Genomic DNA, 14,400 nt, shown 5'->3' on the forward strand with positions numbered 1-14,400 from the left:
CCGTCGCTCCGTCTGGATGCCTCCTGCAGGCGCACAGATAACCCCTCTCTTTACTGTGGATGTGATCATGAAAAAGTACGCTCTCAAAGGTTTGACCCTGGCCCTGGTTCTGGGCGGTGCTTCGCAAGCGGCCCTGGCCGCTGATGGCGAAATCAACTTCATCGGCAGCGTCACCGACAACACCTGCCCGGTGGTGGTATCGGACCTCAACGGTTCGGCCGGCGCGGGTGACGTGACCCTGGGCAGCGTCCCTGCCACTTCCCTGGCAAGCGCTGGCGCAGTCGCCGGTGGCGGTGCGTTCACCCTGACCATCGACACCACCGCGCCAGGTTGCAGCGTCACCGGCAAGAAAGCCGTGGTCAAGTTCTTGTCCCTGAGCGGCAACGCCGGCGCCAGCGGCCAGTGGATCGGCCTGACCCCGGATCCGGGTGTGGCCACCAACGTCGCCGTACAGATCAAGGACGCCACCGGCAAGGACGTGCAACTGGGCCTGGAGTCCTCGCCGTACCTGGACCTGACCCAACCGTTGCGCTTCACCGCCAACTACATCGCCACCGGTGCTGCGACCTCGGGCCCGGCCAACGCCAAGGCCGCGTTCACCGTCGACTACCAGTAAGCCCTGTGACACGCCCCAGCCCAGCCGGGTTGGGGCGCCAAGAGGATGACCGATATGAAACGTTTTGCGACCCCATTCAAAGCCACAGCGATGCTGGCCGTGTTGCTCGCCACGACGCTGGTTGGCACCGCAAGCCAGGCCGGTGTGATGCTCGGCGGCACGCGTATCGTGTTCGACGGCAGCAAGCGCGATGCGTCCATCAGCGTCGGCAACACCACCACACAGCCCTATGCGGTACAGACCTGGATCAACACCGAGGCTGACGACAACACCAGCGCAACGCCTTTCGTGGCCACGCCGCCCCTGTTTCGCCTGGACCCGCGCAAAGAGCAGATGGTGCGCATCCAGAAAGTCCCGGGCGCGCTGCCGGAAGACCGCGAGTCGGTGTTCTACTTCAACGCCCAGGAAATCCCGGTGGCCGGCAAGGCCGACGAGAACACCCTGAAGATCGCCATGCGCACCCGCATCAAGCTGTTCTATCGCCCGGCCAGCCTCAAGGGCAACCCGCTGGACGCACTGCCACAACTGCGCTGGAGCCTTGCGCAGGAGCAGGGCAAGACCGTGCTGGTGGTCAACAACCCGTCGGCGTTTCACGTGTCCTTCATCGGCGTGAAGGTATTGGCCGGTGCACACAGCGTGGAAGTCGACGAGCCCAAGATGGTCGCGCCGATGAGCAGCCAGCGTTATGCCTTGCCCGGCTTCAGTGGCAGCGGCGGTGAGGTGATGTTCTCCGCCATCAATGACTACGGCGGCTACAGCGAACCCACCAAAGTCGCGCTGACTCGCACGCCCTGATCCCACTTTTCTTGTCCTTGCGAAGGTGCTCCCGCGTTGCCCCGGCAACGTGATGGCAGCCCATTGAGTATTGTCATGCGAATCGATGCCCTGAACCTCGACTGGTCCTCACTACCGTTTGCCCCGCTGCGCCTGTCCGCCGCCATCCTGGCTGCGTTGATGGCCGGTGTGGCGCAGGCCGATGACGCAGTGAAGTTTGACTCAAGCTTCATGCAATCCTTTGGTGGCACCGATGCCGGGCCGAACCTGGACCTGGATGCGATTGCCAACAGCGGCAGCCTCGGCCCTGGCACCTACCCGGTGGTCATTCGCCTGAACCAGAGCTTTTTTGATCGCCGCGACATGACCTTCAGCCAGGACGAAAAAACCGGCGACGTGCGGGCGTGCCTGTCGGCAGCGTTTCTCACTGAGCTGGGGGTCAAGCTGGAGGCCTTCCAGGTGCCCGGCGAAAGCCTGCCCGAGTGCATCGACCTCGCGGCGCTGGTGGACGGCGCTGCGGTCAGCTTCGACGCCAACCACCTGGCCCTGGACATCAGCGTGCCGCAGATCGCTTTGCGCCGTGACGCGGCCGGCTACGTGGCGCCGCAGGAATGGGACAGCGGGATCAACGCTGCGATGCTCAACTATCAGTTCTCGGCGGCACAGACCCAATCCAACGCGCGGGGCAGCGGTACGCAATACAACCTCTACAGCAACGGCGGTTTCAACCTGGGCGACTGGCGCTTTCGTACCAGTTCGTCGTTCCGCCAGGACGAGGAGGGCAAGCAGGATTGGCAGCGCAGCAACACCTATGCACAACGCGACGTGACGGCCCTGAAGGGCACGCTGACCGTGGGCGAAAGTTTCACGCCGGGGGATGTGTTCGACAGCATCCCGTTTCGCGGTGTGCAGTTGGCCTCGGACATGGGCATGTTGCCGGACTCGATGCAGGGCTATGCGCCGATCATTCGCGGTATCGCGGAAACCCAGGCCAAGGTCGAAGTGCGCCAGAACGGCTACTCGCTGTACACCACCTATGTGGCACCGGGCGCGTTCGAGATCGATGACCTCAACGCCGCCTCCGGCAGTGGTGACCTGGAAATCGTGATTACCGAGGCCGACGGCCGCGAACGACGTTTCACCCAGCCTTACGCGACCCTGGGCAACATGCTGCGCGAGAAGACCTGGCGCTACAGCATGACCGTCGGCGAGTACAACTCTGTCGATGGCGGCCAGCGCCCGTCGTTTGCCCAGGCCTCGCTGGCCTATGGCTTGCCGTTCGACCTGACGCTGTACGGTGGCTTGCTCGGCGCCAATTTCTACAACGCCGGCGTGGTCGGCATGGGCAAGAGCCTGGGCAGCCTGGGTGCGGTGTCGATGGACGTGACGGCAGCCAAGACCGAAGTACCGCAGGCGTCCGGCAACCCGGCAGGCAAACAGAATGGCCAGAGTGTCAGCGTGCGCTACGGCAAGGCTTTCGAGACAGGTACCTCGGTGCGTTTTGCCGGCTATCGCTATTCCACCGAAGGCTACCGGGACTTTGACGAGGCCGTGCGCCTGCAAGAGCCCGACAGCTACTACAACCTGTCCCGGCGCTCCAAGGTCGAGGCGAGCATCAACCAGGCGCTGGGCAGTGCCGGTTCGTTTTACCTGAACGTGAGCCAGCAGAACTACTGGGGCTCGTCGCGCCAGGACAAGCAGATGCAACTGGGCTTCAGCAGCCAGTACAAGGGCGTGACCTATGGCGCCTATGCCAGCAAGACCCTGACCGACAACTACGGCCAGAACAACCAGGTGGTGTTCACCGTGTCGATGCCGATCGGCCAGACCCGCAGCACCGCCACCTACGCCGTCACACGCAACACCGACGGCAGCCTGGACCAGCGCGCGGGCCTCAGTGGGCGCGATGGCGAGATGACGTACAACGTCAACGCCAACCGTTCGGACAACGCCGGCAATAACGGCTCGGCGCTGATTGGCTACCGCGCACCCTTTGCCCAGTTGGGCGCTGGCGTCAGCGTGGGCAGTGGCTACCGCCAGACGTCGGTGAGTGCGGCAGGTTCGGTGTTGGCCCACAGCGATGGTGTCGAATTCGGGCAGAGCCTGGGTGAAACGGTAGCCCTGGTGGAAATCAAGGACACGCCGAACGTGGGTGTGCTCAACGCCCCTGGCACCTTGACCAGCAAGAAGGGCTACGCGCTGGTGCCGTATGTGATGCCGTACCGCAAGAACCGTGTGGCACTGGACACCAGCGAGCTGGACAGCCAGGTGGACATCGAGGACGGCGTGACCAATGTGGTGCCGCGTCGCGGTGCAGTGGTCAAGGCAAAATTCGCCGCCAGCCGTTCGGAAAAGGTCGTGGCCACGGTGCGCCTCGCCGACGGCGGGTTGCCACCGTTCGGCACCTCGGTGCTGGACGCCAAGGGCTTGAGTGTCGGTGTAGTCGGGCAGGCCGGGCAGATATTGATGGCGGTGGGTGAGGGCAAGGTGTTCAGCATGAAGTGGGGTGACAAGGCTGCGCAGAGCTGCACGTTCGAGCTGGATATCAGCAAGACCGAGCCGGTGGATGGGTACCGTGTGATGGCGGCGACTTGTGCGGCGCCATGAGGCGCAATAGGACAAATCTGTAAGGGGTGTCTCAGGGAAAATTCCTACAGTCCGAGCGGAACGAGCTTACATTTCAACTTCCGCATACACCGCATTATTTGTCCCGCACTACAGATGTTTGAAGTTATTGAATACCGATGATGTTGGCCGCACTTTAACTGACTGAACAACGAAAACACTCACGCTGATACTTGAGTTGTTTTAACGGATGAATGTTGTTTGGCGGGGGAACTAGTGATGCAGCAGGGTTGTGTATTAAGGCTCCAGCATCTTTGTGCCAATCCCACTATTAATCCAAGAGTTGTACTCATGAAAAAGCTTGTTGCTGTTACTGCCGCTACTGTTGTTATGGGTCTTGCTTCGTTCGCCAACGCTGCCACGCCGGCCACCGGCAACCCGGGTACCGTGCGCTTCATTGGTGAAATCGTTTCCGGCGCCTGCGGTATCGATGCCAACTCTCTGGACCAGACTGTGTCCCTGGGCCAAGTGCCGTCGAACCAGTTCAAGGCCATCGGCGATCGTTCGACCCCGACCAAGTTCGACATCGTCCTGACTGAGTGCGACACCTCCACCCAGAAGAACGCCCGCTTCACCTTCAGCGGCGTGCAAGACCCTGTGGTTCCTGGCCTGTTCGCCACCACCGGCCTGGCCCAGAACGTCGGTATCCGCCTGCAGGCCAGCGCTGGCGAAATGCTGGACAACGGCACTGAGCAAGTCGCACCGGTGGTGCTGCAAGACGGCAACAACACCGTCACCTTCGCCGCGATGTACGAAGCCACCGCCGCTTCCGTCACCACCGGTGAAGCCGACAGCGTTGCCAACTTCACCGTCGCCTACAACTGATACGTGCGCGGGTGGGTTCGCCCTTGATCTTGTAGTGAGCGGGTTTACCCCGCGCGGCAGCAGCCCGGGCCCCGAGTATCTCCAGTTGGAATGAGGTGCCTGGTCCGGCGCAGCGCGGGGTAAACCCGCTCACTACAACAGCTGATTTCCTGTAGTGAGCGGGCTTGCCCCGCGCCGCAGCAGCCGAGGCCCTGGGTATCTCCAGTTGGAATGAAGTGTCCGGTCCGGCGCGGGGCAATCCCGCAGGTTTTGTCTATCAGTGTTCGTTGTTGGTGTTGTAACACTTTGGGGCGCAAGCCCCTTTTTTATTGTCTCTTTCGGTGCTGATAAAAGGGTAATGCCCGTGTACTGCCGCACACTTATTCTGTCTTGCGTATTACTGCCTTGCACGGGTTATACCTATGCGCTGGAGTTTAATACTGAGTTTTTAAATATTGACGGTCATGACGGTGTCAGTCTCGGGCAATTTACTCATGCGCATTACACCGTGCCGGGCACCTACGTATTGGATATCGTCGTTAATCAGCGTTACTTCGGAACACGTTCCATTGAATTCAAAAGCGGTGATCAACCGCAACAAAGTTATGCCTGTTTGCCACAGTCGCTGGTCGAGACGTTCGGGCTCAAGCCCGACCTGTTCAAGCGCCTGCCACGCATTGCCGATGGCCAATGTGTTGACCTGAGCGTGATCGAAAACGCCAGCGTCACCTACGCCCAGAACCTGGGACGGCTGCTGATCAGCCTGCCCCAGGCGTCATTCGAATATGACGACCCCAATTACATCCCGCCGGCCGCCTGGAGCAAAGGGCTGGATGGCGCGTTGCTCGATTACCGGGTAATCGCCAACAGCCGCCAGACCACCGGCTCGGCGTCCAGCGGCGACTCCACCTCGTTGCAGAGCTACGGCACCGCAGGCCTGAACGTCGATGCCTGGCGGCTGCGTGCCGATTACCAGGCCCAACAGGTCACCGGTAACCAGGGCGGCGGCAACAATGGTCAGGCGTTCCAGCTGAACCGCTTGTATGCCTATCGCGCGCTGCCGTCGATCCACTCGAAACTGTCGGTGGGCGAGGACTACCTGAACTCCGACGTGTTCGACACCTTCGCCCTGCGCGGCGCGAGCCTGAGCAGTGACGACCGCATGCTGCCGCCGAACCTGCGCGGTTACGCGCCGCTGATCAGCGGCCTGGCGCGCACCAACGCCACGGTGACCGTGTCGCAGCAAGGCCGCGTGCTGTATTCCACCACGGTGACCCCGGGTGCGTTTAGCCTCCAGGACATCAACAGCAGTGTGCAAGGCACGCTGGATGTGACCGTGCGCGAAGAAGACGGCACCGAGCAGAAATTTACCGTCACCACCGCCGCTGTGCCGTTCCTCGCCCGCGAAGGCGAGTTGCGCTACAAACTCTCGGCGGGCCAGCCACGCCTGACGGGCAGGGGCGGCACCGAACCGAGCTTTGTTGCCTCCGAACTGGCCTACGGTTTGTCCCGCGACTGGACGGTGTACGGCGGCATGCTGGCGGCCACCGACTACTTGTCCAGCGCCGTGGGTGTGGGCCGCGACCTGGGGGTGTTCGGCGCGGTGTCGGCAGACGTCACCACCTCGCGCGCCAAATTACGTTGGACCGGTGAGACGGCGGTGGGCAACTCCTACCGCATCAACTATTCCAAGCATTTCGACGCCATCGGCACCGACCTGCGCTTTCTCGGCTATCGCTTTTCCGACCGCACCTTCACCAATTTTTCGCAGTTTGTCGGCGATCCGGATTCCTACGCGTTGAACTCGGGCAAACAACGCTATTCGGTGATGCTCGCCAAGCGTTTTTCGTGGCTGTCGACGAGCCTGTCCTTCGACCACTCGACCTTTTGGGACGCCGCGCCTTCGGACCGCTTCGGCCTGACGCTGGCGCGCAGTTTCACCCTGGGCAACGTCAAGAACATCAACTTCAACCTGTCGGCCTACCAGACCCGGAACGCGCAAAACAGCGATTCGCAACTCTACCTGGGCGTGAGCATTCCATTGGGCGGGCGCTCGATGATGTCGAGCAACTTCCAGCGCGGCAGTTCGGGTACATCCTCTGCCAACGTCGGCTTCAGCCACGATGACGGCGAAGGCATGAACTACCAGGTCTATGGCGGGTTGGGCGACAACAAATACGTCAACGCCTACGTGGGCCAACGTGCGTCGACCTATCGCGCCAATGCGTCGGCGACCACCGATGGCAGCACCTACCGCTCGCTCACCGGCGAACTCGACAGCTCGCTGGTGGTGACCCGTTATGGCGTGACCGCCCACGGTAATGGCTCGAATGGGGACACGCGGTTGCTGGTGTCCACCGATGGCGTACCGGACGTGACGTTCACCGGCCAGGCGCGCACCAACGCGCAGGGCTACGCGGTGATGGACGGCCTGCCGTCGTTCCAGGCGTATGAGGCGCGGGTCAATCTGGAGAAGTTGCCGCTCAAGACCGAAGTTTCCAACCCGATCCAGCGCCTGGCATTGACGGAGGGGGCCATCGGCTACGTCAGTTTCACCGCTGCCCAGGGTCACAACGCTTATGTCGAACTGATCCAGCAAGACGGCCGGTGCCTTTTGGCGCATCGGTGCAGGACAAGCACAGCCATAAGGAAGTGGGCATCGTCGGGGAGGCGGGCGTTACCTATTTGCTGGGCGCCAAGAGCGGCGCCGAACTGGTGGCGCGCTGGGACGACAGCAAGTCCTGCGCCCTTGAGGTGCTGCCCGATGCAGACGTTGTCACCAATATCGCCGCGCCGGTGCGGTGTTTGTGAACCCTCTTTCAACCCTTTTGGAGCACCCTGATGTCTCGATTGATGTTCAACCGTTTTGCCCGCCTGGTGCTGGTCTGTGTGCCATTGCTGGCGAATGCCGCCGTGGTGCCCGACCGCACCCGGGTGATTTACGAAGAGGGCGCCACCTCGGTGAGCGTCACCGTGAGCAACAAGAACCTGCAACTGCCCTTTGTGGTGCAGTCGTGGATCGAAGATGCCAGCGGCAAAAAAATCAGCTCGCCGTTCATGGTGCTGCCGCCGCTGCAACGCATCGAGCCCAATGAAAGCAGCATGCTACGCATTGTGAAGCTGCCCGAGGCCACGTTGCCCAAGGATCGCGAGTCGGTGTTCTACCTCAATATCCGCGAGATCCCGCCCAAGAGCGAGGCGGTCAACGCGATGCAGATTGCCTTGCAATCGAAGATCAAGCTGTTCTACCGCCCGGCGTCGGTCAAGCGTGAGCGCGGTGAAGACCTGGCCCAGCGGCTGAACCTGAAAATCGACCCCATCGGCAAGCAACTGTTGATCGACAACCCGTCACCGTTCCATATCACCGTGGTGGGCCTGCTGGCCGGGCCGCAGATGACCAAGCTGCCGGTGGAGACCGTGATGATCGCGCCGTTCAGCGGTGCACGGTTGCCGTTGAGCACCACCGCCCTCGGTGAGTTGCGGGTGTCGAACATGAATGATTTCGGCGGCCAGACCGACACGCTGTTCCAGTGCGCAGTCGAGGCGTGCAAGGCTGTGAAACCGTGATTATCAAGCCACTGCTCAGGGTGGGGTTGGCGCTGTTGATGCTGGGGTTTTCCAGCGCCTCGTGGGCGCTGATCTGCAAGTCGCAGTCCGACGGCGATTTTCTCAGCGAATACATCGGCCCGGTGTCGGTGCCGGACACAGTGCCCGACGGTACGATCATCTGGCGCTCGCAAACCCACGTGGTGCCGGCCAAGTGCTGGAAGCTGCGGGACATACACTTCAACGAAGACGACCCGATCTATTTCTATGGCAACCCCGCGGGGCTCAATGCCACGGCCTGGGGCATCGAGTTCGGCCTGGTGTACCGGCAGGTGACGGCCTGGGATGGGGATTGGAGTTCCGACCCGACCCTGGGCGTCAATACCGGGTTCGTGTCCCGTGGCTGCCCGGCGGCCACCAACAATGAAGAGATGCTGCCGTGTTCATTGGCCACGCCGAACATTGCGTTTCAGGTGGTGATCCGCAAGCGCGGGCTGCTGCCCTTGCAGCGCCCGTCCCAGGACACCTACGACGTCTTCCAGTTTGACGGCCAGTACGGTCTCAACGGTGGGGTGGGCAACCCGTTCAACAACTTCCGCTTCAAGCTCAGCGGCCTGCAGAACATTGTCGGCACGGCGTGCACGGTCGACGTCACGGTGACGCCGGAACCGGGCATTGTCGATTTCGGCGTGATCCAGAAAACCGCCACGGGGCTGTCTCCGCCCAGCCCGACCAAGCCGTTCAGCCTGGCCCTGGAGAAAAAGTGCAGCAGCGCCATCAACGTCGGCGCCACCTTCGTGACCGCCAACCAGCAAGGCCTGTACACGGTGTTGCCGACGGCCGACAGCGGGTTTGGCATTCAGGTGCGCGATGGGCGTAACGCACTGGTGCCCATCAACGAACCGTTCCCCCTGGCCACCTTTGCCGCCAATGTGAGCCACATCGATGTGCCGTTCAGCGCAACGGTGGTGGCCCAGGGGGACCCTCAGGTCGGCGCGTTCGAAGCCATTATGGTGGTGCAGATCATCTACTACTGAGGCGCCTTAGAAGCTCGCCTTGACCTGCAACCCCAGCACCAGGGCATTGTCGATGTCGCTGCCGGAAAACGCCCCGGGCTCGATGATGTATTGCACGTCCGGGCGCAGGGTCAGCCAGGGCGTGGCCTGGTAGCCGTAACTGAGCTCGATCAACTGCTCGGCGTTGTTCAGGTTAGGGTAGTCGGTGCCGGCGTTGAACGCCGCCAATTCCTGCACGTCGCGGCTGCGCGGGTTGGGCACGGCGCGGCCATAGCCCAGGGCGAGGGTGTCGCGCGGGCGGCCTTCGAACGGTTTGTACAGCACCACGCCCGCGCCATACCACCGGGTGAAGGGTGATGCGGCCAAGCTTGCTGCCGAGTACTGGCCGAAGGCGTGCAACACGCGGCCGGCAGAGGACTCCGAAGCCCACACCGCCTGGTCGACCAGCAGGTAATGCCCGCTGCGCCCGCTGACTTCCTGCTTGCTGCCGATGCGTTTCACGTCGGAGCTGTCGTAGTAATACCCCACCTTGTATTCACCCGGCAGGGTGCCCGCGTGCTTGTAGATCAGCTCGATGGGCAGCACGGTGCCGGTGGTGCGTTTCGGGTCCAGGCGCCAGGCGCGGCTGGAGTTGCCGTTGCTGTCCGGGTCCACGTTGAAGGCGGCGACGCGCAGTTGCCAGTTCGGTGAAAAGTCGTATTTCACCCGCGCACCCAGGCGTGCGTTCGGGTAGTTGGTCCAGCCGCTGCCTCCGGACATGTTCAGCGGGTGGCCGCAGAAACCGGCGTTCATGAAGTTGCACAGGATGCCGCTGTCCAGGCCGCCGAGGTCGTTGCCCATGGCCATGTAGCCGAGTTTGACGTTGAGCGCCGGGGTGAACAGGGTGCGCTCGTAGCTCAACTCGGTGAGGCGGGTGTAGAGGCCGCCGTAGTTTTCCTGGATCGGCAGGCGGTTGCCCACCAAGTCCTCTGAAGCGCTGTTGCCGCGACGGTCGTTGATCGTGACCTGGACGCGGTCGCCATTATTGAAACCGTAGAGCTTGCCCAGGTCGAACTGCACGCCGAGCTTGATGTTTTGGGAGTAGCGCGCCGAGCGGTGCAGGCCGCCCTCGGCGTTGTAGGCGGTCTCGCCGCTGTAGTCGCCGGTGAAGCGAATGCCTTGTTCGTCCAGTTCGCGGCGCAGGCCGCCCCAGTCGCCGGTCAAGGTGGTGTCATCGGCTTGCACGGGCAGGGCGGCGCCCAGGGCCAGGCCAAGCAACAGGCGCCCAAGGGAAATCTGAGAAGTGGGGGTCATGCGAAATTTTCCAAAAAAAAGCGCGGCGCCGGGGGAGGCGCCGCGCAAACAGAAGGGGTTATGGCAGGGCGTAGGCGATCACATAGTCGCCACGGTCCGTGGACTGGCGTGCGCCGCCGGCGGTGATGACGATGTACTGCTTGCCGGTCTTGGGTGACACGTAGGTCATCGGACCGCCTTGGCTGCCCACGGGCAGGCGGGCTTTCCAGACTTCGTCACCGTTGCCGCTGTTGAAGGCGCGCAGGTAGAAGTCCTGGGTGCCGGCGATGAAGATCAGGCCACCTTGGGTGGACAGGGTGCCGCCGAGGGTTGGCAGGCCAATCTTGATCGGCAGGTGCATGCGGATGCCCAGGGGGCCGGTGTCTTCAACGGTGCCCACCGGCACTTGCCAAGCGATCTTCTGGGTTTTCATGTCGATGGCGGTCAGGGTGCCGAACGGTGGTGCCTGGCACGGAATGCCGGCCACCGACAGGAAGCGGTTTTTGTTCACCGCATACGGCGTGCCCTTGAGCGGCACGGCGCCCATGCCGGTGTTCAGCGCTTCGCCACCGGAGGAGGCCTGGGCCTTGTTCTGCGACGGCACCATCTGGATCCACAGGCCCAGGCGCATGTCGTTGACGAAGATAAAGCCATGCACCGGGTCGGTGGAGAGGCTGCCCCAGTTCATGCCGCCCAGGGAGCCCGGGAAACTCAAGGATTTGTCGGTGCCCGGCGCGGTATACAGGCCGTCATAGCGCATGCCCTTGAAGTCGATGCGGCACAGCAACTGGTCGTACGGCGTGGCGCCCCACATGTCCGATTCGGTCAGGGTTTGCGCGCCGATCTGCGGCATGCCGACGGATTTTGGCTGGGTGGGCGAGTAAGGCTCGTTAGGGATGTTGGCGGCCTTGACCGGCACTTCACGCACGTCGGTCAACGGCTTGCCGGTGGCACGGTCGAGCACGTAGATCTGGCCGGCCTTGGTGCCGATCACCACCGCAGGCACCGCCTTGTCGCTGCCCGGTGGGGTGAAGTCGATCAGGCTGGGTTGCATCGGCAGGTCGAAGTCCCACAGGTCGTTGTGGACGGTCTGGTACACCCACTTTTCAGCACCGGTGGAGGCGTCCAGCGCCAGCACGGAAGCGCCGTATTTGTGGTTGAGCTGGGTACGTTCCACGCCATAGATGTCGGTGGACGAACTGCCCATCGGCAGGAAGACCGTGTTCATCAGCGGGTCATAGGACATCGGCGCCCAGCTGTTCGGGGTGCTGCGCACGTAGGTGCTGCCGGCGGTCGGGGCTTGCTTGTCTTCTGGGTTGCCCGGGTCGAAGGCCCAGCGCATCTGGCCGGTGATCACGTCAAAACCACGGATCACGCCGCCTGGCATGTCGGTTTGCACGTTGTCAGCCACGCGGCCGCCGACTACCACGGTGGTTCCGGCCATCAGCGGGGCGGAGGACAGTTGGTAGTAGCTGTCGGGGACATCGCCCAGGCCGGCCTTGAGGTCCACTTGGCCGTGGGTGCCGAAGTCTTCGCAGAACTTGCCGGTGTCGGCGTCGACGGCGATCAGGCGCGCGTCGATAGTGTTGGTCAGCAAACGACGCTGGCACTGTGCACCAGCCGGCACGCTGGCGGCGATGATCGGCGAGCTGTTGGGCTGGGTGGGCGCGGCAATCGGCGCGGTGGCGTCGAAGTAAGCCATGCCGCGGCAACGCTGCCACACCGCTGACTTGGCGTTGACTTCGTTCTTCCACAGCTCTTTGCCGGTGTCGGCGTCGAGGGCGATCAGGTTGTTGTGCGGGGTGCAGATAAACACCTTGTTGCCGACCTGCAGCGGGGTGAGCTGGTCTTCGGCGCCGTTGCCGTCGCTGATGGCCACGTCACCGGTGTGGTAAGTCCAGGCTACTTTCAGCTTGTTGACGGTGTCGCGGTTGATCTGGTCCAGCGCGGCGAAGCGGCTGCCACCTTCGGTATTGCCGTAGTGGGCCCAGTCTTTCTGCGCGTCGGCCGGGGCCACGGGCGTCACGCCCGGGCCTGCGCCGGTAGGGGCGACGCTCGGGTGTGCGACGAACATATTGCCCGCCGCAACGGCCACGCCAACGGCCAATACGGCGGCAACGCCATAGGCGCCACGCGCCGGCTTGCCCGCGAGCAGCGGGTACACCAGCGCTACCACCAAGCCAATCACGCTGAACATGAACAGGCGTGAGAACAGCGGCCAGAACACCAGGCCCACATCCGCCACCGCCCAAATGGCGGTGCCCACCAGGAACGCCGCAAACAGCCACGCCCCTGCAGGCTTGTGCCGGGCAATCAGCACGCCGGAAACCGCCATGGCCAGGCCGCCGATCAGGAAGTACCAGGAGCCGCCCAGGCTGACCAGCCTGGCGCCGCCAACGGCCAGCGCCACGCCGAGCAGGGCGATGACGACGCCCAGGCCCAGCAGGATAAATCTAGAGACGCCAGCGGCGCGCGATGCTCGTTTCATATCGATAAATGCTCGAAGGTGAGAGGGCAAAGACGCGATTTTAGCAAGATAAGTAACTGGTTAGTACATTTAGCTCCGCAATAGACTATTACAGGTAATGCGATGATGCGGTGTGGCCAAATGTCGCCTGGGTGCGATGCGGCTTTTTTTGGCTGCATCGCACGGCGTGCGGTACGCGTCTGTAAAAGACGCTAGACCGTTTTTTTGCTGCGGGACTTTTTTTGCCCGGGTTCGGCGTCGGCGTCCGCCAGTGCATTGCCACCCAGGCTGCGAGTCAGCTCGACGGCCGCCTGTTGGAAGAGTGGGTGAAGTGTCTGCGCTTGCTCGGCGGTCAGGCGGCTGGCCGGGCCGGACAGCACCAGCGCGCCGATCAGGTTTTCGCCGGGGCCAAAAATCGGCAGGGCCATGGAGGAGGCGTGCGGGTCGGTGGCGCCGTGGGAGAAGATCGGCTTGATCATCTTGGCGGCGAGCGAATAAGGCGTGCGCAATGCTTCGGCGCCCGCCGCGCCGTCCATGGGCCGGGTATCGCCCGGTTGCAGGTGCAGGCGCAGGTGGTGCGGGGAGTTCACGCGGTAGAGGCACATCCGATAGGCGCCGTGGCGCACATAGAAAGACGCGGTTTCCCCGGTTTCCTGGGTCAGGCGGTGCAGCAGGGGGGTGATGTGGCGTTCGAGGTCGAGCCCGTCCTGGTACACGGTGTTCAGGCGCATGATCTCGGTGGCCAACTGGTAGCGACCGTCTGCCAGGCGGGTGATCAGGCCGTGGTCTTCCAGGGAGACCATCAGGCGCATGATGGTGCTTTTGATCAGGCCGGTGCGGGCGGCCAGTTCGGCCAGTTCCAGGGCGGTGTCCCCCATTTTGAAGGCGGTGAGCACGGTGAGCACCCGATCGGCCGAGGCCACCCCGGTGACTGCGGGGCGTGGGCGGGTTTTTACCATGGGGGGCTCCTTGTTGGGGGTAGGCTGCAAAATACTGGTATTGGCGGGTGGGGGCAATGTTGGGGTGGTTAGCTGACACCGCGCGATCCAGGTGTGGGAGCGGGCTTGCTCGCGAATGCGGTCTGTCAGGCGACTGGTTTTTATTGGGTGTACCGCGCTTTCTAATAATGTGGGAGCTGGCTTGCCTGCGATGGCTGTGGGCTGGGCGCTATAGATGTTTGGTCGGAGTACATATCCGTTGCTGCGGTAACGGCGGCTATGGGTTCCGCCCTTACGGCGGCTCACTTTTGGAAGGAGCCCAAAAGTAAGCAAAACGCTCTT

At 62.8% G+C, this 14,400-nt stretch carries 10 protein-coding genes and 1 pseudogene; 8 read left to right on the plus strand and 3 right to left on the minus strand.

Features of this window, described 5'->3' with window-relative positions; all coding sequences use genetic code 11:
• Positions 1–67: 67 nt before the first annotated feature.
• From HX792_RS19675 to HX792_RS19705, 8 genes and pseudogenes are all read left to right on the plus strand, one after another.
• Entirely contained in the window at positions 68–616 is a 549-nt protein-coding gene (locus HX792_RS19675; RefSeq protein WP_176997647.1) for a fimbrial protein, read from the plus strand.
• Between the two features lie 54 nt (positions 617–670).
• Positions 671–1,411 (plus strand): molecular chaperone, encoded by a 741-nt coding sequence (locus HX792_RS19680; RefSeq protein WP_176997648.1) that lies wholly within the window; start codon positions 671–673, stop codon positions 1,409–1,411.
• Between the two features lie 75 nt (positions 1,412–1,486).
• Positions 1,487–3,997: a fimbria/pilus outer membrane usher protein gene (locus HX792_RS19685; protein WP_176997649.1), complete on the plus strand. Its 2,511-nt coding sequence runs from the start codon at positions 1,487–1,489 to the stop codon at positions 3,995–3,997.
• A gap of 309 nt (positions 3,998–4,306) precedes the next feature.
• Positions 4,307–4,840 carry a fimbrial protein gene (locus HX792_RS19690; protein WP_176997650.1) on the plus strand — a complete coding sequence of 178 codons (534 nt, stop codon included), beginning with the start codon at positions 4,307–4,309 and terminating at the stop codon, positions 4,838–4,840.
• A 337-nt stretch (positions 4,841–5,177) separates the two neighbouring features.
• A pseudogene (locus HX792_RS19695) lies at positions 5,178–7,313 on the plus strand (fimbria/pilus outer membrane usher protein); the annotation flags it as partial.
• Positions 7,314–7,444: 131 nt separating this feature from the next.
• Positions 7,445–7,630 carry a hypothetical protein gene (locus tag HX792_RS30395; protein WP_371319374.1) on the plus strand — a complete coding sequence of 62 codons (186 nt, stop codon included), beginning with the start codon at positions 7,445–7,447 and terminating at the stop codon, positions 7,628–7,630.
• A 30-nt stretch (positions 7,631–7,660) separates the two neighbouring features.
• A complete protein-coding gene (locus HX792_RS19700; protein ID WP_176997651.1) occupies positions 7,661–8,386 on the plus strand; it encodes a molecular chaperone in 726 nt (241 codons plus the stop codon).
• Positions 8,383–9,402: a fimbrial protein gene (locus HX792_RS19705; RefSeq protein ID WP_371319372.1), complete on the plus strand. Its 1,020-nt coding sequence runs from the start codon at positions 8,383–8,385 to the stop codon at positions 9,400–9,402. Before HX792_RS19700 ends, HX792_RS19705 begins: the two co-directional genes overlap by 4 nt.
• Before the next feature lie 6 nt (positions 9,403–9,408).
• Here the strand turns inward: HX792_RS19705 and HX792_RS19710 are convergent, their stop codons facing one another.
• The 3 genes from HX792_RS19710 to HX792_RS19720 form a co-directional block, all read right to left on the minus strand.
• Positions 9,409–10,674, minus strand: coding sequence for a carbohydrate porin (locus HX792_RS19710; protein ID WP_176997653.1), 1,266 nt, complete (start codon positions 10,672–10,674; stop codon positions 9,409–9,411).
• A 58-nt stretch (positions 10,675–10,732) separates the two neighbouring features.
• A complete protein-coding gene (locus HX792_RS19715) occupies positions 10,733–13,141 on the minus strand; it encodes a glucose/quinate/shikimate family membrane-bound PQQ-dependent dehydrogenase (protein WP_176997654.1) in 2,409 nt (802 codons plus the stop codon).
• Positions 13,142–13,332: 191 nt separating this feature from the next.
• On the minus strand, positions 13,333–14,079 hold the full coding sequence (locus tag HX792_RS19720) for an IclR family transcriptional regulator (protein ID WP_176997655.1): 747 nt from the start codon (positions 14,077–14,079) through the stop codon (positions 13,333–13,335).
• Between the last annotated feature and the right edge of the window lie 321 nt (positions 14,080–14,400).

This window comes from Pseudomonas sp. B6002 (assembly GCF_013385985.1).
In the GTDB taxonomy this organism is placed as follows: Bacteria; Pseudomonadota; Gammaproteobacteria; order Pseudomonadales; family Pseudomonadaceae; genus Aquipseudomonas.

Coding starts and splice junctions, on each gene's coding strand:
- HX792_RS19675 (WP_176997647.1), top strand. CDS start 68: ATGAAAAAGTACGCTCTCAAAGGTTTGACCCTGGCCCTGGTTCTGGGC.
- HX792_RS19680 (WP_176997648.1), top strand. CDS start 671: ATGAAACGTTTTGCGACCCCATTCAAAGCCACAGCGATGCTGGCCGTG.
- HX792_RS19685 (WP_176997649.1), top strand. CDS start 1,487: ATGCGAATCGATGCCCTGAACCTCGACTGGTCCTCACTACCGTTTGCC.
- HX792_RS19690 (WP_176997650.1), top strand. CDS start 4,307: ATGAAAAAGCTTGTTGCTGTTACTGCCGCTACTGTTGTTATGGGTCTT.
- HX792_RS19700 (WP_176997651.1), top strand. CDS start 7,661: ATGTCTCGATTGATGTTCAACCGTTTTGCCCGCCTGGTGCTGGTCTGT.
- HX792_RS19710 (WP_176997653.1), bottom strand. CDS start 10,674: ATGACCCCCACTTCTCAGATTTCCCTTGGGCGCCTGTTGCTTGGCCTG.
- HX792_RS19715 (WP_176997654.1), bottom strand. CDS start 13,141: ATGAAACGAGCATCGCGCGCCGCTGGCGTCTCTAGATTTATCCTGCTG.
- HX792_RS19720 (WP_176997655.1), bottom strand. CDS start 14,079: ATGGTAAAAACCCGCCCACGCCCCGCAGTCACCGGGGTGGCCTCGGCC.